The organism is Streptomyces marokkonensis (assembly GCF_039539045.1).
Lineage (GTDB): Bacteria > Actinomycetota > Actinomycetes > Streptomycetales > Streptomycetaceae > Streptomyces > Streptomyces marokkonensis.
Genome location: NZ_BAABCQ010000090.1, coordinates 1 through 22,031 on the forward strand (window position 1 = coordinate 1; position 22,031 = coordinate 22,031).

At 71.9% G+C, this 22,031-nt stretch carries 16 protein-coding genes and 1 riboswitch; of the genes, 2 read left to right on the forward strand and 14 right to left on the reverse strand.

What is annotated here, in order from left to right; all coding sequences use genetic code 11:
* Nucleotides 1-105 precede the first annotated feature (105 nt).
* From ABEA26_RS21725 to ABEA26_RS21760, 8 genes are all read right to left on the reverse strand, one after another.
* On the reverse strand, nucleotides 106-852 hold the full coding sequence (locus tag ABEA26_RS21725) for a transglycosylase family protein (RefSeq protein WP_345594621.1): 747 nt from the start codon (nucleotides 850-852) through the stop codon (nucleotides 106-108).
* 3 nt (nucleotides 853-855) lie between these two features.
* Nucleotides 856-1,022, reverse strand: a riboswitch (cyclic di-AMP (ydaO/yuaA leader).
* A gap of 182 nt (nucleotides 1,023-1,204) precedes the next feature.
* A complete protein-coding gene (locus ABEA26_RS21730; protein WP_345594622.1) occupies nucleotides 1,205-2,290 on the reverse strand; it encodes a transglycosylase family protein in 1,086 nt (361 codons plus the stop codon).
* Nucleotides 2,291-2,431: 141 nt separating this feature from the next.
* A complete protein-coding gene (locus ABEA26_RS21735; protein ID WP_345594624.1) occupies nucleotides 2,432-3,787 on the reverse strand; it encodes a cytochrome P450 family protein in 1,356 nt (451 codons plus the stop codon).
* A 32-nt stretch (nucleotides 3,788-3,819) separates the two neighbouring features.
* Nucleotides 3,820-4,806: a nucleoside triphosphate pyrophosphohydrolase gene (locus ABEA26_RS21740; protein WP_345594625.1), complete on the reverse strand. Its 987-nt coding sequence runs from the start codon at nucleotides 4,804-4,806 to the stop codon at nucleotides 3,820-3,822.
* A gap of 157 nt (nucleotides 4,807-4,963) precedes the next feature.
* A complete protein-coding gene (locus ABEA26_RS21745) occupies nucleotides 4,964-5,611 on the reverse strand; it encodes a SurA N-terminal domain-containing protein (RefSeq protein ID WP_345594627.1) in 648 nt (215 codons plus the stop codon).
* Between the two features lie 147 nt (nucleotides 5,612-5,758).
* Entirely contained in the window at nucleotides 5,759-7,249 is a 1,491-nt protein-coding gene (gene pkaE / locus ABEA26_RS21750) for a serine/threonine protein kinase PkaE (protein ID WP_345594652.1), read from the reverse strand.
* Between the two features lie 41 nt (nucleotides 7,250-7,290).
* Nucleotides 7,291-8,019: a hypothetical protein gene (locus ABEA26_RS21755; RefSeq protein ID WP_345594628.1), complete on the reverse strand. Its 729-nt coding sequence runs from the start codon at nucleotides 8,017-8,019 to the stop codon at nucleotides 7,291-7,293.
* 149 nt (nucleotides 8,020-8,168) lie between these two features.
* Nucleotides 8,169-10,385, reverse strand: coding sequence for an N-6 DNA methylase (locus ABEA26_RS21760; protein ID WP_345594653.1), 2,217 nt, complete (start codon nucleotides 10,383-10,385; stop codon nucleotides 8,169-8,171).
* Between the two features lie 186 nt (nucleotides 10,386-10,571).
* Here ABEA26_RS21760 and ABEA26_RS21765 point away from each other — a divergent pair, with 186 nt between their 5' ends.
* Nucleotides 10,572-11,063, forward strand: coding sequence for a hypothetical protein (locus ABEA26_RS21765; protein ID WP_345594630.1), 492 nt, complete (start codon nucleotides 10,572-10,574; stop codon nucleotides 11,061-11,063).
* Between the two features lie 122 nt (nucleotides 11,064-11,185).
* On the opposite strand, the gene ABEA26_RS21770 is transcribed toward ABEA26_RS21765, so the two are convergent.
* Together ABEA26_RS21770 and ABEA26_RS21775 are read right to left on the reverse strand one after the other, a co-directional pair.
* Nucleotides 11,186-11,929 carry an N-acetyltransferase gene (locus tag ABEA26_RS21770; protein WP_345594632.1) on the reverse strand — a complete coding sequence of 248 codons (744 nt, stop codon included), beginning with the start codon at nucleotides 11,927-11,929 and terminating at the stop codon, nucleotides 11,186-11,188.
* Nucleotides 11,930-11,994: 65 nt separating this feature from the next.
* Nucleotides 11,995-12,780, reverse strand: coding sequence for an HNH endonuclease family protein (locus ABEA26_RS21775; RefSeq protein WP_345594633.1), 786 nt, complete (start codon nucleotides 12,778-12,780; stop codon nucleotides 11,995-11,997).
* 144 nt (nucleotides 12,781-12,924) lie between these two features.
* On the opposite strand from ABEA26_RS21775, the gene ABEA26_RS21780 reads away from it, so the two are divergent.
* Nucleotides 12,925-13,122 (forward strand): antitoxin, encoded by a 198-nt coding sequence (locus tag ABEA26_RS21780; RefSeq protein WP_279562677.1) that lies wholly within the window; start codon nucleotides 12,925-12,927, stop codon nucleotides 13,120-13,122.
* Between the two features lie 94 nt (nucleotides 13,123-13,216).
* Here ABEA26_RS21780 and mfd read toward each other — a convergent pair whose 3' ends face one another.
* From mfd to ABEA26_RS21800, 4 genes are all read right to left on the reverse strand, one after another.
* A complete protein-coding gene (gene mfd / locus ABEA26_RS21785) occupies nucleotides 13,217-16,750 on the reverse strand; it encodes a transcription-repair coupling factor (RefSeq protein ID WP_345594635.1) in 3,534 nt (1,177 codons plus the stop codon).
* Nucleotides 16,751-17,227: 477 nt separating this feature from the next.
* A complete protein-coding gene (locus ABEA26_RS21790; protein WP_345594637.1) occupies nucleotides 17,228-19,792 on the reverse strand; it encodes an ABC transporter permease in 2,565 nt (854 codons plus the stop codon).
* Nucleotides 19,789-20,577: an ABC transporter ATP-binding protein gene (locus ABEA26_RS21795; RefSeq protein ID WP_345594638.1), complete on the reverse strand. Its 789-nt coding sequence runs from the start codon at nucleotides 20,575-20,577 to the stop codon at nucleotides 19,789-19,791. Before ABEA26_RS21795 ends, ABEA26_RS21790 begins: the two co-directional genes overlap by 4 nt.
* 512 nt (nucleotides 20,578-21,089) lie before the next feature.
* Nucleotides 21,090-21,980, reverse strand: a complete 891-nt coding sequence (locus tag ABEA26_RS21800) for a coiled-coil domain-containing protein (protein WP_345594640.1) — start codon at nucleotides 21,978-21,980, stop codon at nucleotides 21,090-21,092.
* Nucleotides 21,981-22,031 lie beyond the last annotated feature (51 nt).

Sequence of the window (22,031 nt, forward strand, 5' to 3'; positions counted from 1 at the left end):
GGGGCGAGGCCGGGGCGTGTAAGCCCGTACGGGTCAGGGCGTGAAAAACCCGTCCCGGTGCGTACGGGGGAACACGCACCGGGACGGGAGATGGGGGGGCGCCGCCTACTTCAGGTGCAGCTGCTGGCCCGGGTAGATCAGGTCGGCGTCGTCGATGATGTCGTCGTTCTGCTCGAACAGCTTCGCCCAGCCGCCGTCGACGTCGTGCTCCTCGGCGATCGAGCTGAGGGTGTCGCCCGTGACGACCTTGTACTCGCCGTCGCCCTTCTCGACCTTCTTGCCGGCCGGGGTGGTGACGGTCTTCTTCTCGGCGGCCGGGCGCTCGTCGGAACGGGAGGACCTCTGCTCGGTGGAACGGTCGGCCGTGGAGCCGCCACTCTGGCTCTGCGAGCCCTCGGAGCTGCCGGAGCCCTCGGAGGAGCCGGAGCTCTCGGAAGAGCCGCCGTCCTGGCTCTCGTCGGAGCCGCCGCCGGTGTACGCGGCGCCCGACAGACCGGTGCCGCAGGACGGCCAGGCGCCCTTGCCCTGGCCCGCGAGCACCTTCTCGGCGATCTCGATCTGCTGCGCCTTGCTGGCCTGGTCGGCGGTGGAGGCGTACTGCGTACCGCCGTAGCCGGCCCAGGTGGAGGCGGAGAACTGCAGACCGCCGTAGTAACCGTTGCCGGTGTTGATGGACCAGTTGCCGCCGGACTCGCACTGGGCGACGGTGTCCCACTCGGACGCGGTGGCGGCGGAGGCGTTGCCGGCCGCCATCAGCGGGGCGGCGACGGCGGCACCGGTGACGCCGGCGACGGCGATGACGCGAGTGGCCTTGGACGGGCGGCGGTGCTTGCCCTTGCCGGAAAACAGCATGGTTGATCCCCTCTCCGGCGCCTGCGAGGTGAGCTGTCGGGTTCGGGCCGGTTGAGTTGCCCGGCCGGGTTCCTCGCGGAACTCGGCTCCACCCCTAGCCGCTCCGGTTCAACTGCCCGGTGCGGCACTTACCTTGGGTCCCCCGCTCCTGCCTTCGGCGCTTGCGCGACGACTGTTCCCGGACGGCCGCTGGCAGGATTCGGCGTTGCGGCAGCCGGGGCCCGCGATGACGAGCGGTCATGACCGTAGACACGCGCTCCGCGGATTTTCAAAGACGATCACGGCTTCTGAGACCTATCTCTCACGTGATCCAAAACGGACATACAGCCTCTAACCGTGACGCGAACTGGCCCTACTTTTCGCCCGATTCGCCCGCGACCGTGAGCGTCTGACCGGGCAGGATGTGGTCCGGGTCGGCGCCGACGACCTCCTTGTTGCCGGAGTAGAGCGAGCGCCACCCGCCGTCGAGCTCAAGGGAGTCGGCGATGCCCCAGAGGCTGTCGCCGGAACGCACCGTGTACGAGCCGTCCACGACCTCTCGCGCCTGACCCTCTCCGCGCGAGGCGTGCCTCCCCGACGACTCGGCCGTACGGCCGCTCGCCGCGCCCTCGTCGGCACTGCCGCCGCGGTGCCGCCCCTCGCCGGACTCCCCGGTGTCGGTGAGTGCCGAAGAACCCTCACTCCGGCCCGACTTGTCCCGTTCACCGACCTCCTCCTCCGGGGAGGCTGTGGGTGAACTGTCGAGATCCCGTGGATCGGCGCTCTCCGTGGGGCCGGATTCAGTGGATGTGTCGGACTTGGCCGAATCATCCCTGCCGTCCGGCGAGGAGTCAGGAGTGGGCGAGGCGGACAACGAAGGGGACGAAGCGGATTTCTCGGGCGTGGGGTCCGACGCCTTCGCCGAGCCGGAGGAACCTGACGAGCCGGAGGAGCCGGAGGAGTCGGACAGGCCGGGCGAGCCGGGGGCGTCCGACGGCTCCGACGTCCTTGGCGTTCCCGACGCGCCTGCGCCGTCCGACGAACCGTCACCCGACGAACCGGTGCCGCTGCCCACGGTCCCCGAGTCGTTGCCCAGGCCCGCGAGCAGACCACAGGTCGGCCAGGCGGCGATGCCCTGATCCGCGTGCATCTTCTCGGCGACGTCTATCTGCTGGGAGCGGCTGGCCCGGTCGGCGCTCGGCGCGTACTCCAGGCCGCCGTACTGCTCCCAGGCGTCCTGGGGCAGCTGCAGACCTCCGTAGTACCCGTTGCCGCTGTTCTGGCTCCAGGCACCGCCGGTCTCGCACTGGGCGACCTGGTCCCAGTCCGCCCCGTCGGCCGCGTGGGCGCCGGTGGCACCGAGGAGCGGGATCGCGATGGCGGAGCCGGTCACTCCGGCGGCGACGACCAGGGCGGGAGCCTGGCGGGGGCGGCGATGACGACCGTTCCCGGAGAGCATGCGACGACCTTTCGGAGACGACGGGGACCGCGCGGCAGTGATGCTCGGCGCCACGCTGATTCGTGAACGTATAGGCAGATGATCGCTTGTCACAAGTTCATGCCGCACAGATCACGTGAAGATCACAGAGTTGAGCGCGTGTCACCTTTGCGTCGGCGACGAATCGTTGCCCGCGGATGACGACGGAGCGGATGTGAACGACACGGGCAAGGTGCGCAGACCGCGCATGATGAGCCCGCCGCGCCAGCGGAGATCGGCAGGGTCGGCGGCGAGGCGCAGGTCCGGCAGGCGGGTGAGCAGCGTGGCGAGGGCGGTCTGTCCCTCCAGCCGGGCGAGCGGGGCGCCGAGGCAGTAGTGGATGCCGTGGCCGTACCCGAGGTGCTGGCTGTCCCGGCGGGCGAGGTCGAGGGTGTCCGGGTCCGTGAACCGCTCCGGGTCCCGGTCGGCGGCGGCGAGTACGACGAGTACGGGGTCGCCGGCCGCGATGTCCTGCCCGCCGATGGTGAGTGGCCGGGTGGCGAAGCGCCAGGTGGCCATCTCCACCGGGCCGTCGTAGCGCAGCAGTTCCTCGACGCCGGTCTCCAGCAGGGCGCGTTCGCCGGCGGCGAGGGACGTCTGCAGCCGGGTCCGCTGCTCGGGATGGGTGAGCAGGGCGTACGTGCCGTTGCCGATCAGGTTGACGGTGGTCTCGAAACCAGCGAACAACAGGATGAAGGCCATCGCCGTCACCTCGTTCTCGGTGAGGTGCTCGCCGTGGTCGGAGGCGCGGATGAGCCCGGAGACGAGGTCCTCGTCGGGGCCGGGCTCGGGCGGCAGCGCCGCGCGTTTGCGGTGGATGAGGTCGGCGAGGTAGCCCCGCATCTTCTTCACCGACCGCGCGACCCCGCCCCGGGGTCCGCCACCGTGGCGGATCATCATCCCCGCCCAGTCCCGGAAGTCGTCCTGGTCCTCGCGGGGTACGCCGAGCAGGTCGCAAATGGCGTAGATGGGCAGCGGGAAGGCGAACTCGTGGATCAGGTCGGCGGACCCCGTACCGGCGAACCGGTCGATGAGGTCGTCGGCGAGCTCCTGCACCCGGGGCGCGAACTCGGCGACCCGGCGAGGCGTGAACGCCTTGCTGACCAGCCGACGGAGCCTGGTGTGGTCCGGCGGGTCGATGTTCAGCAGATGGGTCATCAACTCGGCCTTCCGCTCCCCCGGAATGCCGGTCTTGCCCTTGGCGTGCGCGGGCTCGTCGTGGTGCGCCGGATTCTTGGACAGCCTCGGGTCGGCGAGGGCCTGCTTGGCGTCGGCGTACCGGGTGACCAGCCAGGCCTCCACGCCGCTGGGCAGCCGCGTCCGGTGCACGGGGGCGTGCTCGCGCAGCCATGCGTAGGCGGGGTAGGGGTCGCCGGCGAACTCCCAGGTGAAAAGCTCGGGGGCAACGTCGGCGAGGGTGGGGGCGGCGGGCGTGGCGCCGTCGGGCGTGGCGCCGTCGGGCGTGGGGAGGTCGGTCACCCATTGACCGTATCCGGGAGGCGGAGGCGTCCTCAGTCCCCGGCGGCCTCGGTCTCCCTGATCGCGTCCCGGTACGCCCGTGCCGCCGCTCGCAGTGCCGCCTCCGGGTCCGTGCCCTCGGCCTCGGCGCGTGCCGCCAGGGCCAGCAGTTCGTAGCCGACGCCCTCACCTGTCGGGAGCGTGACCGGCAGGCCCGCCGTGCGCACCCGCGAGGCGAGTTTGGCGGCGAGGGCGAGGCCGGGCTGGCCGAGGGGGACGCCCTCGGTGACCGAGGTGCGCTGCTTCTCGGCCGCCTTGGTGCGCAGCCAGTGCTCCCTGGCCTCCTCGGGCGTGGCCGCCGTCTCGTCGCCGAAGACGTGCGGGTGGCGGTGGATCAGCTTGGCGACGATGGTGCCGGCGACGTCGTCGACGGAGAACGGCGCGTCGGGGTCCTCCTCGGCGATGCGGGCGTGGAAGACGACCTGGAGGAGGACGTCGCCCAGTTCCTCGCGGAGTTCGTCGCGGTCGCCTTCCTCGATCGCCTCGACGAGTTCGTACGCCTCCTCGATGGCGTACTTGGCCAGGCCCTTGTGGGTGCGCTGCGACGACCAGGGGCATTCGACGCGGATGCGGTCCATGACCTGGACGAGGTCGAGCAGGCGCGCGCCCGGTAGGTCGTAGGAGGCGGGGAGCAGCTCCAGGTCCGGCATACGGACGCGGCCCGATCCCGCGAGGCGGGCCAGTCCGTCGGTGAGGTCGGGGTCGCCCTCACCGGTCGCCACGACCACCGCCGTGTGACCGCCGGCGCAGGCGGCGACCAGTTCCTCGGCGGTGGGGGCCGTCTCGTCGACCCGTATGCCCGCCTCGCGCAGATACGGCAGCTGCGGGTGGCCGCCGTCGGCGCACAGCACGCGGTCGGCGGTGCGCAGGGCCTGCCAGGCGGGCCAGGACAGCAGGCCGGGGGCGACGCGGTGACTGGTGGTGAGGAGGACGACGCGGCCGGGGTCGGGGGTGGTGTCGGCGGTGATTGCGTTCACCATCAGAACGTAACGCACCCGGCCGACAGCCCCATGAGTTGTCCACAGGGCCTCCTCCGGGCGCCCCGCGTCCCTGCGTCTCCCTATGCCCCTGGGACGCAGAGCCCCCTGTGCCCCTGTGCCCCTGTGCCGTCCGGCAGGGCACGCCCCTGCGGGAGCGTTACGCCGTCTGCCGCGTCTGCGTCGCCGTGGTCTCCCGCAGCCACGGCACCTTCGTGTCGACGCGGCTGCTCTTCTGGACGTCCCAGGCCCCGTAGCGCGGGTTGAGGTCGACGTCGAGCTTCTCGGAGGCCTCGGACAGGGCCTGCCAGAACTCGGGCCGGCTGGTGTCGGTGCCGAGGGTCTCGGCGAGCTTCTGGGCCTCCAGCTGGACGCGGAGGTTGGCGTCGAGGCGCTCGGGCGGGACGCCGTACTGCTGCAGCCAGACGGTCTCCAGCTCCTTGGTACCGCCGGCCTGCTCCTCGAGTCCGCCGCGCATCCGCTGGACGTCCCTGCGGGTGACGGTCACGCCCGCGTCCCGGGCGGCGCGGTGCAGGACCCGGTCGAGGACCATGCTGTGCAGGGTGTCGCGGGTGAGGCCGCCGGTCCTGGCGAGGGCCTGCTGGTACTGGGCGTCGTCCGGGACGGCGGTCCGCTGCGCCTCGCGTACCTCCTCCACGCGGTTCTCCAGCTGGGCGACGGTGATCCGCTGGTCGCCCACGACGGCCGCCGCTCCCGGATGCGCGTCGTTGCCGCAGGCGGTGAGCAGGGGCGCCGCGACGGCGATCGCGGCGGTGAGGAGGAGCGCGGTGCGACGGCGGCGGTGCAAGGAAACCTCCCGAGGAGAGCTTGTGCGACGGTGCACAAAGTCTTGCGATGATCGATGGTAGGCAGTGGCCGGGCTCTGGCCAACCCATTCGACCAACGATTCACCAGGACTTGGGGCACCGCCTCGCCCCTGCCGGGGTGGCGGCCGTCAGCCGCGTACCTGCCCGAGCCACTGCAGGGTGCGCCGGATCTCGGCCGCGAGGGGGTGACCGGGGCCGTGCAGGCGCTCCACGTCGTGCAGCAGCCGGGCCAGCGTCTCGTGGGCGGCGGCGCGGTCGCCCAGGGCGAGGAGCAGGTGGCCGATGCGGCGGCGGACGTCGTGGGCGAGGCCGGGGTCACCGGCGACGTACTGGTTCTCGTAGTACGGCAACAGCGCGCGGTACTCGGCGAGGGCGGCGGCCGGCTCGCCGAGCTGCTCCAGGCACTGGGCGGCGTCGTAGCGGTGGCGCAGGGACTGCGGGTCGGCCTGGCCGGCCTCGGCGGCGCGTTCGTCGGCGAGGCGGCGCAGCTCCGGCAGTGCGCGCCGGTACTGGCCGTCGTCCATGAGGGTGGCCGCGTACTGCTTGCGCAGGGTGCGCACGACCGGGGAACGCTCGCCGTGCTGTTCGGCGGCGGCGGGCAGGATCGCGCCGAGGATGTCGACGGCCTGGGTGATGCGGCCCTCCCCCAGGAGGCGTTTGACGTCGTCGACGGCGCGGGCGACGTCCGGCTTCTCCGCCTCGGCGGCGGGCGCCACGGGAGCCGGCCGGGGCGCGGGGGTGCGTGCGCGGTCGGGCCAGGGGGCGTGCGGGCGTACGAAGGGGCGGGTGGGATCGAGGGGCCCGCCGGTGGGCATGCCGCGTGCGGGCAGCAGCAGCGCCAGGTGCTCGTAGACCTCCTGGGCGGAGGCGGGCCGGTGCTGCGGGTCCTTGGCGAGCAGGCGCAGTACGAGGGTTTCGAGCGCCTCGGGGACCTCGGGGCGGATGCGGCGTACGGGCAGCGGCGGTTCGTACAGGTGCCGGTGGAGCACACCGAGGGCGGTGGAGCCGGCGAACGGAACGTCGCCGCTGAGCAGTTCGTGCAGGAGCACGCCGAGTGCGTAGAGGTCGGTGTACGGGCCGACCGCGCCGCCCATCGCCTGCTCGGGTGCCATGTAGGCGGGCGTGCCTATGGGGGTGCCGGTGTGGGTGAGGCGGGTGGTGTCGGCGTCCATGACGGAGGCGACGCCGAGGTCGAGGACGGTGACGGTGCCGTCCTGCTTCACCATCACGTTGCGCGGCTTGAGGTCGCGGTGGACGATCGGCACGGCGTGCACGGCGCTCAGGACGGCGCACAGCTGGGCCGCGACGGCGACCGCCCACTGCCAGGGGTACGGGTCGTGCTCGGCGAGGTGGTCGGAGAGGTCGGCGCCGTCGACGTACTGCATGACGAGGAACAGCTCCTCGGCCTCGCTGCCCGCGTCGTGCACCGTGACGAGGCCGGGGTGGTCGACCTGGGCGGTCACCCGGCACTCGCGCACGAACCGGCGGCGCAGTTCGTCGGCCTCCTGGCCGGCCACCTTGTCGGGGCGCAGCAGCTTCACCGCCACGCGCCGGTCGAGCCGCCGGTCGTACGCCGTCCAGACCTGGCCCATGCCGCCCTGCCCGATGAGGGTGGACAGCTCGTACCGGTCGGCGACGACACGTCCGGCCGTCGTCACGGTCACCTTCCGCCCTGGTTGCCGCCGCTGCCGGGGCCGGTGCCGGGTCCGGGTCCGTTGCCGGGGCCGTCGTGATTGCGCAGGTAGTCGCTGAGCTCGTCGAGCTCGGCGCGGACCTGGTCGATGCGGGCGGGGGCGGGGTGCCCGGGCGGCGGGGTGGCCGCGGGTCGCCGGGGCGCGGGCGTCCGGGACAGCGGCGTCTGGTACGTCGGCGCCTGCGGGGGAACCGGCGTCTGGGACATCGGCATCGGGGGCGTCGGGAACCCGGGGTGCGCGGATCCCGGGGCCGGGGCGAGCGGGGGCTGCGACACGACCGTGGGTGCGTACGGCCCCGCGGGGTGGCTCTGGCCGTAGTACGCGGTGGAGGCCTGCCGCGGCGGCGCGTAGCCGGCGAACCGGCGCGGTGCGGCGTGCAGACGTATGTCGACAACGAGGAAGTACGCGCTGGCCGCCGCTCCGATCAGCAGCAGAGCGAGCATGGCGAGGTCCGTGCGGCGGTCGCTCTCCGGCAGCTCACCGACCACGGCGAGGCAGCCGATCGACACCGGCAGGCTCAGCCAGGCCACGGTCCAGTCGAGCGCGCGGCCGCGCAGCACGGCGATCCGGAACAGCGGGACGCAGGCGAGCAGACCGCACGTCAGGAAACCGGCGGCGGCGAACAGCACGCGCAGGGTGATGACGGTGGCCGCGCCGCGGGAGGGCGGCGGCCCGGCGTCGCTGTTGCCGTACATGACTGCTCCTGGACGATGATGCCGATGTGCCGAACGGGCCGAACGGACGAACGGACGAACGGGCCGTTCAGTGTGGAAGTCCGAGCGTATAGGCCCTGACCGACAGTGGTCCCCGGTTGTACCGAACCGTTGCCGTACCGATCACCAGGTCACCGGCCGGGTGGCAGCGTGCCGTCCGTGAGTCCGTCGTACATCCCGCGTACGAGCTGCTCGCCGAGGCGGCCCGCGAGTCTGAGCGCCCGTTCGAACTCGTCGAGGGCGCGGAAGCGGGCCCCGTAGCGGTGCTGGGCGTCGAGCGGGAGCCGGGGGAGCTGGAGGCGGCGGACGTCGAGGCGGGTGGCGGTGGAGGCGTAGCTGCTGGCCTGCCGGTTGTTGGCGGTGCCGCGCAGGAACCCGGCGAGGAACCAGGGGTCGAGCGCGGCCGGGTCGGGGCGCAGGAGCACGAGGTTGCGGCCCAGGGCTGCGCCGGCGGTGGCGTCGTCGATCACGCGCGCGACGGAGCCGCCACCGAGGACCGGGACGACGACGTCGCCGGGTTCGGTCAGTACGGGTTCCTCGTCGCTCTCGGGAAGGGTGCCGGAGGGGGCCGTACCGGCGAGTACGTCGTGGTCGGTGAGCGCGGGTACGCGCGCGTGGCCGCCATTTGTGCCGGTGCGCAGCAGCAGGGCGCCGCCGCGCGCGAGTTCACCGACGGTGGTGAGGGGCCAGCGGGGGGCGGACTGTGCGGTGCCGGCGGCCAAGAGGGTGCGGTCGAGGGCGAGGTCGGGAGTGAGGTCGGTGGTCAGGCGCAGGGTCTCGTCGAGGCGCTCGCGGACGTCGGTGAGCCGTCCGGCGGCGTCGGCCGCGGCGGGGGGCGGCAGATGGCGGGCGGGGGCGAGGTCGACGTCGTCGTCGAGGAGTTCGATGACGGGCAGGGAACGGGCCAGGCCCGGACGGTCGTCGAGGCGGCCGGCGCGGTCGAAGTCCCGCCAGGCGTCGAGCACGGCGTCCCGCACGGCCCGCCAGTCCGGGCCGCCGCGCCCCTCGCCGGCGAACCGCCCCACGTCGGCGAGCAGCACCTCGGGCTGTGCGGGCGCCTTCTCGGGCCGACGCAGCACCCACAGGTGGAGCGGGAGGTTGTACGGCGGTGCCGCGCCGACGGGCAGGGCGACCACCGCCCGCAGCGCGCCCCGGCGCAGCAGGTCGGCGCGGATGCGGCGGCCGGAGCGGCGGGAGGCGGCGGCGGGCGGCATGAGGAGGACGGCCGTGCCGCCGTCCCGCAGGCGGGCGAGTGCATGCTGCACCCAGGCCAGCTCGGACTCGGTGCGGGCCGGAAAGCCGTACTCCCAACGGGCGTCGTAGGCGAGTTCGTCGTGGCCCCAGTTGCGTTCGTTGAACGGCGGGTGGCACAGGACGGCGTCGGCGCGCAGCTCGGGGAAGGCGTCCGCGCGCAGGGTGTCGCCGGCGGCTCCGCGCACGGTGGCCCGGGTGTGCAGGGCGAGCCGGACACCGGTGAGAGCGGCGAGGTCGGGGGCACCGTCCTGGGCGTACAGCCGCTGGTCGGCCTGCTCGGCGCGGGGGGCGGGGCCGTCCGGCGCGGCGGCGCGCAGGAGGGCGCCGGCGCCGCAGGCGGGGTCGAGGACGGTGCGGGCGGGGCCGGCGAGGTCCGCCATGAGGCCGGCGAGGTCGGCGGGGGTGAGCGTGTACTGGCGGGGATTGGCGTCGAGGTGCCGGCCGAGCAGGAACTCGAAGGTCTGCCGGGCCCCGAGCTCGGCGGCGAGTTCGGCGGTGCCGCGTAGGAGGGGGGCGGAGGGGAGGACGGCTGGGCCGGTGGGGGCGTCGAGGGCCGGAGCGACGGGGGCGGGAGTGGCGGGGGCCGGGGTGTGAACCGTCGGCGGGGTGTTCACGGAGGTCGGCGCCTTCTCGGAGCGTTCCGTGTGAACAGGGGTGGCCTCGCGGTCACCGCTGGAGACGTTCACAGCAGCCGCCCCGAAACGCGCCGTCAGCACCTGACCCAGAGCCTCCGGCAGCATCGCGGCGAGCCGTACGTCGGAGCCGGCGCTCACCTCCAGCCAGCGCGTGGGGTGGTCGTGGATCAGCAGCAGGACGCAGCCGGCGTGCTTGAGCGCGGTGACCGGGCCCTCGGGGTGGCCGACGAGTTGCTGCCAGACCCGCTCCCGCAGGGGGACCTCGGCGAGTTTGCTGTGGTCACGCAGCCACCCCTCCACCTCGGCGAGGGCGAAGGAGGGGCTGGTCTCGGTGCCGCCGACCGGCTTGGGGAAGTCTGCGTGCCGGCGGCGCCAGTTGCTGACGGCCGCTCGGCCGACGCCGGCGAGCCGGGCGATTCCAGCGGCGGTCACTTCTGTCGCGTTGTCCTGCACCCGCATGGCCCCCTCGTCCGATGGTGTGTCGGCGAGCATACCGACGTATCAGCATCCTCTTCGGTTCACGGCCGTGTACGCGCCATCTTCCGTGAACCTTGTTGACTCGGTTCACAGGCTCTGGTCTCATTGACCTCGCGAACGAGCAACCGCCGAGAGGTGGCGGTTGCCGCCTGGGGAGGGAACACAGTCATGGGCATGAAGACCAAGATCGCGCTGGGGGCCGTCGTGGGGCTCGTCGTCATCGGCGCGGTTTCGGCGAACTCCGGTGACGGGAGCGGCGCCGGCGACAGCGACAGCCAGACCTCGGCGAGCTCGGGCGAGAACTCCGGCGGCACGAAGTCGGACGGCGCGGACGGCAAGTCCGACGCGAAGCCCGCCGAGGACAAGGCCGTCGAGAAGGCGTCCCAGGCCGATCGGTTCAAGGCGTTCGTGCAGAAGAACGGAACGGCGGCGGAGAAGGACGCCGTCTCCCACGTCACGAAGGTGCAGGGTGCCGACGAGCAGAACGACCTCCTCGACGCGGCCGACGTCTACACCGACCTCACCGGCGGCCTCATGGGCGAGGGCACCGGTCCCGCCAATCTCATCGCCTCCGCGTTCGCCGACTGGAAGCAGAGCGAGAACGGCCTCGTCACCGTCTACGACGCCGACGGCGAGCTGCTCGGCAACGGCAACTTCTGACGTACCGGGGCGGACGGGGCCGGCGACGCAGAGGGGCGAACGGCATGAGCCGGACCGGCGGGGCGCCCCGGACCGGCGGGCAGGATGAACGCCTGGGCGTACGGCACCCACCCCTGGAAGGCTCAGAGCGCGTGACGCATCCACACGTTCGGCTCGACGTACACCGCGTACCCGCGCTCCGGTTCGCAGCGCACCGGCACCAGGGCGCCGGGAACCTCGACGTCCCCGGCGGTGTCGAAGGGCAGGCCCGTCCAGCGCCGCCACTCGTCCAGCGAGCCGGAGACGGTCATGGAGGCCGGGGCCACGGAGTCGAGGGTGGCACCGGACCGGGCGTGGACGCGCAGCCAGGGGTCGTGGGGCAGGCCGTCGGGGCGCAGGCGCCGGGCGTACTCCTCGACGGGGGCGTGCGGTTCGAGGTGCTTGGCGCTGGGGCGGACGGGGGCGACGACCTCGCGGAAACCGCGGGCGCGGGCGTTGTCGCGCATCGCGGCGAGCATCCGGCCGGACAGTCCGAGCCCCTGCGCGTGCGGCGCGATGGTGACGGAGACGGCGCTGACGGTGTCGGGGCGGACACCGTGGCGCAGGTCGCCGAAGGCCCAGACGAGCACCTCGCTCCAGCCCCGCGCGGGCAGCGTGCCACGCCCCTCGGTGTGCAGGGCGAACGGCACGCTGTGGCCGTGGGCGACGACCTCGCCGTGCTCGTCCTCGGCGAACTGCACGTACTCGGGCAGTTCAACGGCGATGCGCGGGTAGTGGGCGTTGCCCGACATGTCCTCGATGGCGAACGCGGGCCAGCTGTCGGCCATTCCCCGGACCCGGTCCAGCATCTCCGGACGCTCGGCGAGGCTCGATACCTTCAGCTCCATGAGGTCACCATAGACAGGAGCGCCGACGGCCGGAAGCGGTTTCCGTCACCGCCCCGAGGCCCGCGTCAGCCGCCGCACTGCTTCAGCATCATCCGCCGGTCGGAAGCCGTCACCGCCAGTTCGTACTTGTCGGCGACCTGCGCGAAGCGGACGGCGTACGCGCACCGGATCGTCTTGCTGGGCGGGAGCCAGGTGGCCGGCCCGGAGTCCCCCTTGGCGGAGTTGGCCCGGCCCTCTACCGGAAGCAGGTTGAGCGGGTCGTTCGCGAGCTGTTCGCGCTTGCTCTCCGCCCACCGCGAGGAGCCCATCTGCCAGCTGTAGGACAGCGGCACGACATGGTCGATCTGGACCTCGCTCGCCTTCTCCTTGCGCCACTCGATACTCGTGCCGGTGTACGGATCGTCCAGGGTCATGGCGACGATCACGCAGTCGGAGCCGGAGCGGAAGCGCACCTTCTCGCCGTCGCGTTTCAGCAGGTCGTTCCGCGTGTCGCAACCGTTCCGGGCGAACGGTACGCCGTCGGCCGTGTCCATCCAGGCGTAGCCGAACTCGTCGCGGTCGTATCCGGTCTTGGGGCCGCGCCCCTTGGTCTTCAGGCCCTCGACGAGCTTCCGGGCCGTCGCCTCGTGGGTGTCGCCCGTGACCGGGGCGAGGCCGGGTTCGATGCCGTCCGGGTTGTCCAGCGGGCTGACGGCCTGCCCCGCGGCCCGCTCCTCGGCCGGTGCCCCGGCGGCGCTGCCCGAACTCGACGCCTCGTCGTCGCCGTCGAGGCCCTCGCATCCGGTGACCAGGGCCAGAGCGAGGGCCGCGCCCGCCGCCCATCCGGTACGGATCCTGCTGTGTCGCCTCATGCGGGCCCCTCCCCTTGCCGTTCGCCGTACCACCGTAGCGACGGAGAGGTCCAGACCATAGCGGGCCTTATGTGCCTCTACTGGGCATGTAGGACATATCTGCCGTAACGTCGGAGGTGAGTCACGTCTCGGAAGGAGCTCTGCATGGGCATCCTCGACAAGATGAAGAACATGGCCGGCAAGGACAAGGACAGGTCAAGGAAGATGTCCGACGCCGCCGAGCGCCAGGTCAACCAGAGGACCGGCGGCAAGCACGCGAAGCAGGTCGACGCCGCACAGCAACGGGCCGAGGGCAAGCTCGGCTTCGGGCGTGAGCGGGGCGGCGGTCGGCCGGAACACTAGCCGGGCGCAGTAGGGCGCCCCGCACGTCGAACCCGTCGAAGCCGTCCACGGGCCTGTCCCGTGGACGGCTTCGTCGCACACGTCGGCCGGGCGGCTACGAACCCAGGATCGAGGTCAGGAACTCCCCGACCCAGCCGAGCAGCTCCCGCCCGAGCAGCGGCTTTCCGCCCACCTTCGCGGTCTTCGGGCGCGGTACCAGGACCTGGTGGGCGCCCCCCTTGATGACGCTTCCGGGGTAGAGCCGCTGGAGCCTCAGCTCCTGGGACTCGCGCAACTCGACCGGCGCGAACCGGATGTTGTTGCCTTGGAGCACGATCTCGCCGACGGCGCACGCCCGCGCGAGCATCCGCAGGCCCGCTACCAGCAGCAGGTTTTCCACGGGTTCCGGCAGCTTGCCGTAACGGTCGACGAGCTCCTCGCGTACGGCCTTGACGTCCTCCTCGCTGTTGGCGGAGGCGATGGACCGGTACGCCTGGAGCCGCAGCCGCTCGCCCGGGGCGTAGTCGTGCGGGACGTGCGCGTCGACCGGCAGCTCGATCTTGACCTCGAGCGGCGGCTCCTCCTCGACACCGCCCTCCAGGGAGGCCCGGTAGTCGGCGACCGCCTCGCCGACCATCCGTACGTACAGGTCGAAGCCGACGCCCGCGATGTGGCCGGACTGCTCACCGCCGAGGAGGTTGCCCGCGCCGCGGATCTCCAGGTCCTTCATCGCCACGTACATGCCCGCGCCCATCTCGGTGTGCTGGGCGATGGTGGCGAGACGCTCGTGCGCCGTCTCCGTCAGGGGCTTCTCCGGGGGGTAGAGGAAGTACGCGTAACCGCGCTCCCGGCCTCGGCCGACCCGGCCGCGCAGCTGGTGGAGCTGGCTGAGGCCGAAGTTGTCGCCGCGCTCGACGATGAGGGTGTTGGCGTTGGAGATGTCGATGCCGGACTCGACGATGGTCGTGGAGACCAGCACGTCGAACTTCTTCTCCCAGAAGTCGACGACGACCTGCTCCAGGGCCTGCTCGGACATCTGGCCGTGGGCGGTGGCGATGCGCGCCTCGGGCACGATCTCGCGGAGCTTGGCCGCCGCGCGGTCGATGGACTCGACGCGGTTGTGGATGTAGAAGACCTGGCCCTCGCGCAGCAGCTCGCGGCGGATCGCGGCGCCGATCTGCTTGTGCTCGTAGGGGCCGACGAAGGTCAGCACCGGGTGGCGCTCCTCCGGCGGGGTGGTGATCGTCGACATCTCGCGGATGCCGGTGACCGCCATCTCCAGGGTGCGCGGGATGGGGGTGGCGGACATGGTCAGGACGTCGACGTTGGCACGGAGCTTCTTCAGCTGCTCCTTGTGCTCGACGCCGAAGCGCTGCTCCTCGTCGACGATGACCAGGCCGAGGTCCTTGAACTTCGTCTCGGAGGAGAAGAGGCGGTGGGTGCCGATGACGATGTCCACCGAGCCCTCGCGCAGACCCTCCAGGGTCGCCTTCGACTCGGTGTCGGTCTGGAAGCGGGACAGCGCCCTCACGTTCACCGGGAACTGGGCGTACCGCTCGCCGAACGTCCCGAAGTGCTGCTGCACCAGCAGCGTCGTCGGCACGAGTACGGCCACCTGCTTGCCGTCCTGGACGGCCTTGAAGGCGGCGCGCACCGCGATCTCGGTCTTGCCGTAGCCGACGTCGCCGCAGATCAGGCGGTCCATGGGGACGGTCTTCTCCATGTCCTCCTTGACCTCGGCGATCGTGGTGAGCTGGTCCGGGGTCTCCACGTAGGGGAAGGCGTCCTCCAGCTCGCGCTGCCAGGGAGTGTCCGTGCCGAACGCGTGCCCCGGCGCCGCCATCCGCGCGCTGTACAGCTTGATCAGGTCGGCGGCGATCTCCTTGACCGCCTTCTTCGCGCGGGCCTTGGTCTTGGTCCAGTCGGCGCCGCCCAGGCGGTGCAGGGTGGGGGCCTCACCGCCGACGTACTTGGTGATCTGCTCCAGCTGGTCGGTGGGGATGTACAGCCGGTCTCCGGGCTGGCCGCGCTTGGCGGGGGCGTACTCCACGACCAGGTACTCGCGGGTGGCGCCCTGCACGGTGCGCTGGACCATCTCGATGTAGCGGCCGACGCCGTGCTGCTCGTGGACGATGTAGTCGCCCGCTTCCAGGGTGAGCGGATCGATGGTCTTGCGGCGCCGGGCGGGCATCCGGGCACCCTCGCGGCCGGCGGCCTTCTGCCCGGTGAGGTCGGTCTCGGTGAGCACCGCGAGCTTGAGGGCCTGGTCGACGAAGCCGTGGTCGATCGAACCGCAGGAGACGTGCACGACGGAGGGGCTGAGGGTGCCGAGGTCGTTGTCCAGGCGGGCCGCGATGCCCTCACCGCCGAGGACCTCGACGGTGCGGGCGGCCGGGCCGTGGCCCTCGGTGACGTAGACCGCGCGCCAGCCGTCGGCGAGCCAGCCCTTCGTGTCGGCCAGCGCCTTGGCGGTGTCGCCGCGGTAGGTCTCCGGGGCGTGCATGCCGAGCTTGAGCGTGTCGGCGTCGTCCAGCGCGTCGTCGGCGGCGAACGGCGAAACCGACCACCACATCATGTCCAGCTCGCGGGCCCGCTCCCGGACGTCCGCGATGGACCACAGGGAGGCCGCGTCGACGTCGATCGGCGCCTCGCCGCCGCCGGCGGTGGCCGCCCAGGACGCCTGGAGGAACTCCTGGCTCGTGGCCACGAGGTCTGCGGCCCGCGTGCGCACCCTCTCCGGGTCGCAGACCAGGGCCATCGAGCCCTTGGGCAGCACGTCCAGCAGCAGTTCCATGTCGTCGACGAGGACGGGGGCCAGGGACTCCATGCCCTCGACCGCGATGCCCTCGGCGATCTTGCCGAGCAGCTCTCCCAGCTCGGGGTGGTCCTCGGCGAGGACCCGGGCCCGCTCCCGTACGTCGTCGGTGAGCAGCAGCTCACGGCAGGGCGGGGCCCACACACCGTGGTCGGCGACCTCCAGGGAGCGCTGGTCGGCGACCTTGAAGTAGCGGATCTCCTCGACGTCGTCGCCCCAGAACTCGACGCGGAGGGGGTGCTCCTCGGTCGGCGGGAAGACGTCCAGGATGCCGCCGCGTACGGCGAACTCGCCGCGCTTCTCCACCAGCTCCACACGCGCGTACGCGGCGGCCGCCAGGGCCTCGACGATCTCGTTCAGGTCGGCGCTCTGCCCGGTGCGCAGCGCCACCGGCTCCAGGTCGCCCAGGCCCTTGACCTGCGGCTGGAGCACGGAGCGCACGGGGGCGACGACGACGGAGACCGGGCCGGTCTCGGGGTCGTCGGGGCGGGGGTGGGCCAGACGCCGCAGGACGGCCAGCCGACGGCCGACGGTGTCGCTGCGCGGGCTGAGCCGCTCGTGCGGGAGCGTCTCCCAGGAGGGGTACTCCACCACGCCCTCCGGGGGCAGCAGCGAGCGCAGGGCCGCGGCCAGGTCCTCCGCCTCGCGCCCCGTCGCCGTCACCGCCAGCACGGGACGGCCCGTCTCGCGGGCCAGCGCGGCGACCGAGAAGGCGCGGGCCGCGGGAGGGCCGACCAGGTCGACGTGCATGCGGTTGCCGTCCGAGGCCGCCGAGATCGCTTCCGCGAGGGCGGTGTCCTTGACGACGGCGTCGAGCAGACCGTGCAGGCTCATGGAGGGGGCGCTTCCGTCCTGGGTTGTACAACACGAGTAACCCGGCGGTCTGAAGGGCCGGGGGTGTCCAGCGTACGACGCTGCGGGGGCCGGCGCCGGAGCCTGTGGACGACGGCCGCGCCCGGATGCCCGGCGTGGCCGTGGCCCCACCAGGGCTCCACCCCCGGTCCCGGGCCGCCCACACCCCTCACCACCCCGCTCGGCGGGCCGGAAAGTGACGCCCGCGAGGGCACGCACCTGGGGCCGGGACGGCGCGGCGCCCGCGCCGGGGTGCCTGAGGCCGGGGTCTGGAGCCGGGACGGCGACGAACCCGCGAAAGGGCCGCGAAGGCGTCGAACCCGGTGCCGGGGCCGGGACGGCGACGAGCCCGGTGCCGGGGCCGGGACGGCGACGAGCCCGGTGCCGGGCGTCCCGCGGGACATCCGGCACCGGGCGCTCCTCCGCAACCCCCGTATGCGGTGGCTGTGGGGCCGGACGCTACTCCGTCGCGATGGCGCTCAGGACGTTCATCCGACCCGCCCGGAACGCCGGGACCAGGGCGGCGAACAGGCCCACGAAGGCCGAGCCGATGAAGACGCCGATGATCGTCGGCCACGGGATGTCGAGGACGTTCAGGCCCTCCAGGGCGAGCAGCTTCTGCGCCGTGGCGCCCCAGCCCATGCCCAGTCCCAGGCCCAGCAGGGCACCGAAGAGGGCGATGACGACGGACTCCATGCGGATCATGCGGCGCAGCTGGCGGCGGGAGAGACCGATCGCCCGCATCAGGCCGATCTCCCGGGTCCGCTCGACCACCGACAGCGCCAGCGTGTTCACCACACCGAGGACCGCCACGATGATGGCCAGGGCGAGCAGGCCGTAGACCATGTTCAGCAGCTGGCCGACCTGGTCCTTCAGTTCCTGCTTGTAGTCGGTCTGGTCGGCCACCTGGTACTGCGGGTACGCGTCCAGCGACTTCTTCAGCGCGGCGTACGCCTGCTCCCCCTGGCCCTCCTTGGCCTTGGCGAACATGATCGTGTTCGGCGGGACGCTGTCGGTCGGCACGTACTTGCGCATCGTCTCGATGCTGATGTACCGCGCGCCCTGGTCGATGGCCACGTCGTCGTCCGTGATCGCGGCGACCTTCAGCTTCGCGGTCTCGCCACCCTTGAAGGCGACGGAGATCGTGTCGCCGACGCGCACGCCGTGCTTCTTCGCGTAGTCCGCGCCGACCGACATGGCGTCCGGCCCGTAGGCGGCGGAGAGCTTGCCCTCCGTCGTCACGCGGTTCACGTCCTGGGCGTACGTCGGGTCGGCGGCCGTGACGCCCTCGTCGTCCGTCTTGCCGTCCGGCGAGGTCAGCGTCGCGTCGAGCATCTTGTAGCGGGTGACGTGCTCCAGCCCGGGCGTGTCCAGCATCGCCTTCTCGGCCTGCGGCACGATCCGCTGGTTGCCCTGGACGATGAAGTCCGCGCCGACGGTCTTGTCCAGCTCGCTCGTGGCCGAGGCGACCATGGAGGAGCCGACCACCGACAGACAGGCGACCAACGCGAGGCCGATCATCAGAGCGGCACCCGTGGCGCCGGTGCGGCGCGGGTTGCGCAGGGCGTTGCGCTCGGCCAGGCGGCCGACCGGGCCGAAGGCCCGCAGCAGTACCGCGCTGATCATCCGCACCACGAAGCCCGCCAGCAGCGGACCGACGACCACGAAGCCGATGAGGGACAGCACGATGCCCGCGCCGAGCATCAGCGAGCCCTCGCTCGCCTTGTCGGCGGCGGCCGCCGTGAACAGGGCCGCGGCACCCGCGCCGGTGAGGACCAGGCCGATCAGGCCGCGTATCCGGCCGGCCTTGCCGTCGGCCGGCGTACCGGCGTCACGCAGCGCGGCCATCGGGGAGACCTTGCCGGCGCGGCGGGCCGGCAGGTAGGCGGCCAGGACGGTGACCACGATGCCGAGGACCAGGCCGACCACCGGGGTCGCCGTCTTGACGGTCAGGTCGTCGGTGGAGAGGTTCATCCCCGCCGCGGACATCAGCTTCATCAGGCCGACGGCGATTCCGACACCGGCCGCGACACCGAGGATCGAGCCGACGATGCCGAGGAGGAGAGCCTCGACCAGCACCGAGCGGTTGACCTGCTTGCGGGAGGAGCCGATGGCCCGCATGAGGCCTATCTCCCGGGTGCGCTGGGCGACCAGCATGGAGAAGGTGTTGATGATCAGGAAGATGCCGACCAGGAACGCGATGCCGGCGAAACCGAGCATGGCGTACTTGATGACGTTCATGAACTCGCCGAGTTCCTTGCGGTTCTCGTCGGAGTTCTCCTTCGCCGTCTGCACCTTGTAGGTGCCGTCCATGGCCTGGGAGACGTTCTGCTTGAGCTGCGTGTCGGAGACACCGGCCTCGGCGACGACGTTGAACTGGGTGAACCTGCCGGTGGCACCGAGGAGTTCGCGCTGGGCGGTGGGCGTGTCGACGTAGATGACGGCGGCACCGGGGTTGGTCACCGTGAAGGAGGCGATGCCGACGATCTCCGCCGTGAAGTCGCCGGTCTGCGCGATGGTGCGCAGTTCGTCACCGAGCTTCAGGTCGTGCTTGTCGGCGGTGTCCGCGTCGACCATCAACTCGGTGGGCCCGCGCGGGGCGTGCCCGGAGGTGATCTCCATCGACCGGAGGTCGTTCTTCGTCCAGTTGCCGGCGATCGTCGGGGCGCCACTGGTGGCGCCCACGTTGTCGTTGTCACTGTCGACGACGGTCACGTTCATCGAACTGACCATGCCCTCGGCCGACTTGACCCCGTCCGCCGCGCGGACCTGCTCCAGCGCGGACTCCGGCAGCGACTCGGGCACCCCGTTCTGCGGGGTTTCCTCGCTCTTGGCCTCCTTCGGCATGACCGTCACGTCCGACGAGGTGACCGCGAAGAGCTTGTCGAAGGTGGTGTTCATCGTGTCCGTGAACACCAGGGTTCCGCACACGAACGCCACCGACAGCAGTACCGCCACCGCCGACAGTGCCATACGCCCCTTGTGCGCGAGGAAGTTGCGCATCGAGGTCTTGACGACGGTCATGACGTGCGCCCCCGGGCGTCGAAGTCCTTCATGCGGTCCAGGACGGCGTCCGCGGTCGGCTTGTGCATCTCGTCCACGATCCGGCCGTCGGCCAGGTACAGCACCCGGTCCGCGTAGCTGGCGGCCACCGGGTCGTGGGTGACCATCACGATGGTCTGGCCCAGTTCGGTGACCGACTGACGCAGGAAGCCGAGCACCTCCGCGCCGGCGCGCGAGTCCAGGTTTCCGGTCGGCTCGTCACCGAAGATGATCTCGGGTCGCGCTGCCAGTGCCCGCGCCACCGCGACCCGCTGCTGCTGACCGCCGGAGAGCTGGTTCGGCCGGTGCTTGAGCCGCTCGGCGAGGCCGACGGTCTCCACGACCCGGTCCAGCCACGCACGGTCGTACTTGCGCCCTGCTATGTCCATGGGCAGCGTGATGTTTTCGATCGCGTTGAGCGTCGGGAGCAGGTTGAAGGCCTGGAAGATGAAGCCGATCCGGTCCCGGCGCAACTGCGTGAGCCGCTTGTCCTTCAGGCCGGTGATCTCGGTGTCGTCGAGGTAGATCTGCCCGCTGGTGACGGTGTCCAGTCCGGCCAGGCAGTGCATCAGCGTGGACTTGCCGGACCCCGACGGTCCCATGATCGCGGTGAACCGGCCACGGGCGATGTCCACGTCCACGTGGTCGAGGGCTACCACCCGGGTCTCACCCGATCCGTACGCCTTCACGACCTGCCGCGCTCGCGCGGCGACGGCCGTCCCCCCTGCAGTGCTCCCGTGCGCGGGAATACTTACGGCCGATGTCATGTCAAATCTCCTATGTCGGTCATCAGGTGAGCCGCCGGTGCCGTCGACGGGTCTGAGCGGTACCGGTGAACGTCTGCTGTGGTGCTGCGGTGTGGTGGTGCTGCGGTGTGGTGGTGCTGTGGTGCTGTGAAGCCGCGGTGCTGCGATGCCTCGCGGCATGCGTACCGCCGTGCGTGTGCCGTGCCGTGCTGCTACGTCGAAGAGTCTGACCGGAACCAGGGGCCGACCGCGCTGGTGTTCAGCGCACTCTTTTCCTGTGGAAAACCCCACCCCCAGGGATCCGGTTCGCCACCCCCCAGCGGCGTAAAGCCAGACTAAGGACGTCACCGGGCCCGTCTCGTCCTCCGTCGGTACGAACCCTCCCCAGGCCGTAGTACGGAGGTACCCCTAGGGGTAGTCCGCCCTTCGGCGGAGGGGATCTCGGGGTTGTCCCCACCCCGGGACACGTGAAGCTTCCACCCTCCCGCTACGTGATGGTCAAGGCGTCGGGGTGCGGGGAAGCCACCCCGGCGTCACTCCACCGCCCGCCCCGTCAGCGAACTGAGGTTGCTGCGCACTGAGGCCATGTGGGCCTGGAGTTCGTCCCAGCGTTCCCCGTGCTCCCGCAGCACCCGCTCCGTCTCGCGGGCGATCCGCTCCTGACACCCCCGGGCCTCGGCGACCACCTCGGCGGCCCTGGCCCGGGCCGCCTCCTGCCACCGCCCGGCCGCCTCCCCCGCGTCGGCCAGGGCACGCCTCGCCTCGCACACATCCTGTTCGGCAGCCGCCTCCAGCTCCGCTTGGTGCGCGTCCAGGGCCCTCGCCCGCTCCTCTTCGGCCCGTTCTTCCCCCTCCCACCGCTCCGCCTGCTCCCTGCTCTGCTCGGCGAGCATCCCGGCGGTCCGCTTCCGCATCTCGCGCAGCGCGGACAGCGCCTCTCCGCGCCCCGCCCGCACCTCGCGCCGCGCCTCGATCCGCGCCTCGTCGGCCTCCGCGCGGGCCGCCAGCAGCCGGTGCCGGGCCCGTTCGTCGGCCTCGGCGCGTACGGCGTCGGCGTGCGCCCTCGCCGCCTCGTTCACGCCGGCCGCGTGCGCCCTGGCTTCCTCCAGCAGGCTCCGCGCCGCGCTGCGCGCCCCCTCCCGCACGGCCTCGGCCTCCTCCTGACCGAGCCGGAAGAGGTGCCGCGCACGCTCCCCGAGCTCCTCGTAGTCCTGCGAGGCGAGCTCCGCGACCACGTCCAGCAGGTCCTCCAGCTCCTCCTCCATCTCCCGGGCGAGCACGGTGAGCCGGGCGGCCCGCTCCCAGGCCGCGTCACGCTCCTCGAAGAGCGCCGTGGCGTACGCCTCCACCTGTTCGGGACGGTAGCCGCGCTCACGCCCGCGTACGGTCACGAAGCCGTGAGGGGACGCCGATGCGCTGCTCATGCCTACCACCCCTGCGGTGAACTGTCGCACTAAACGGACTTAACCGACTTT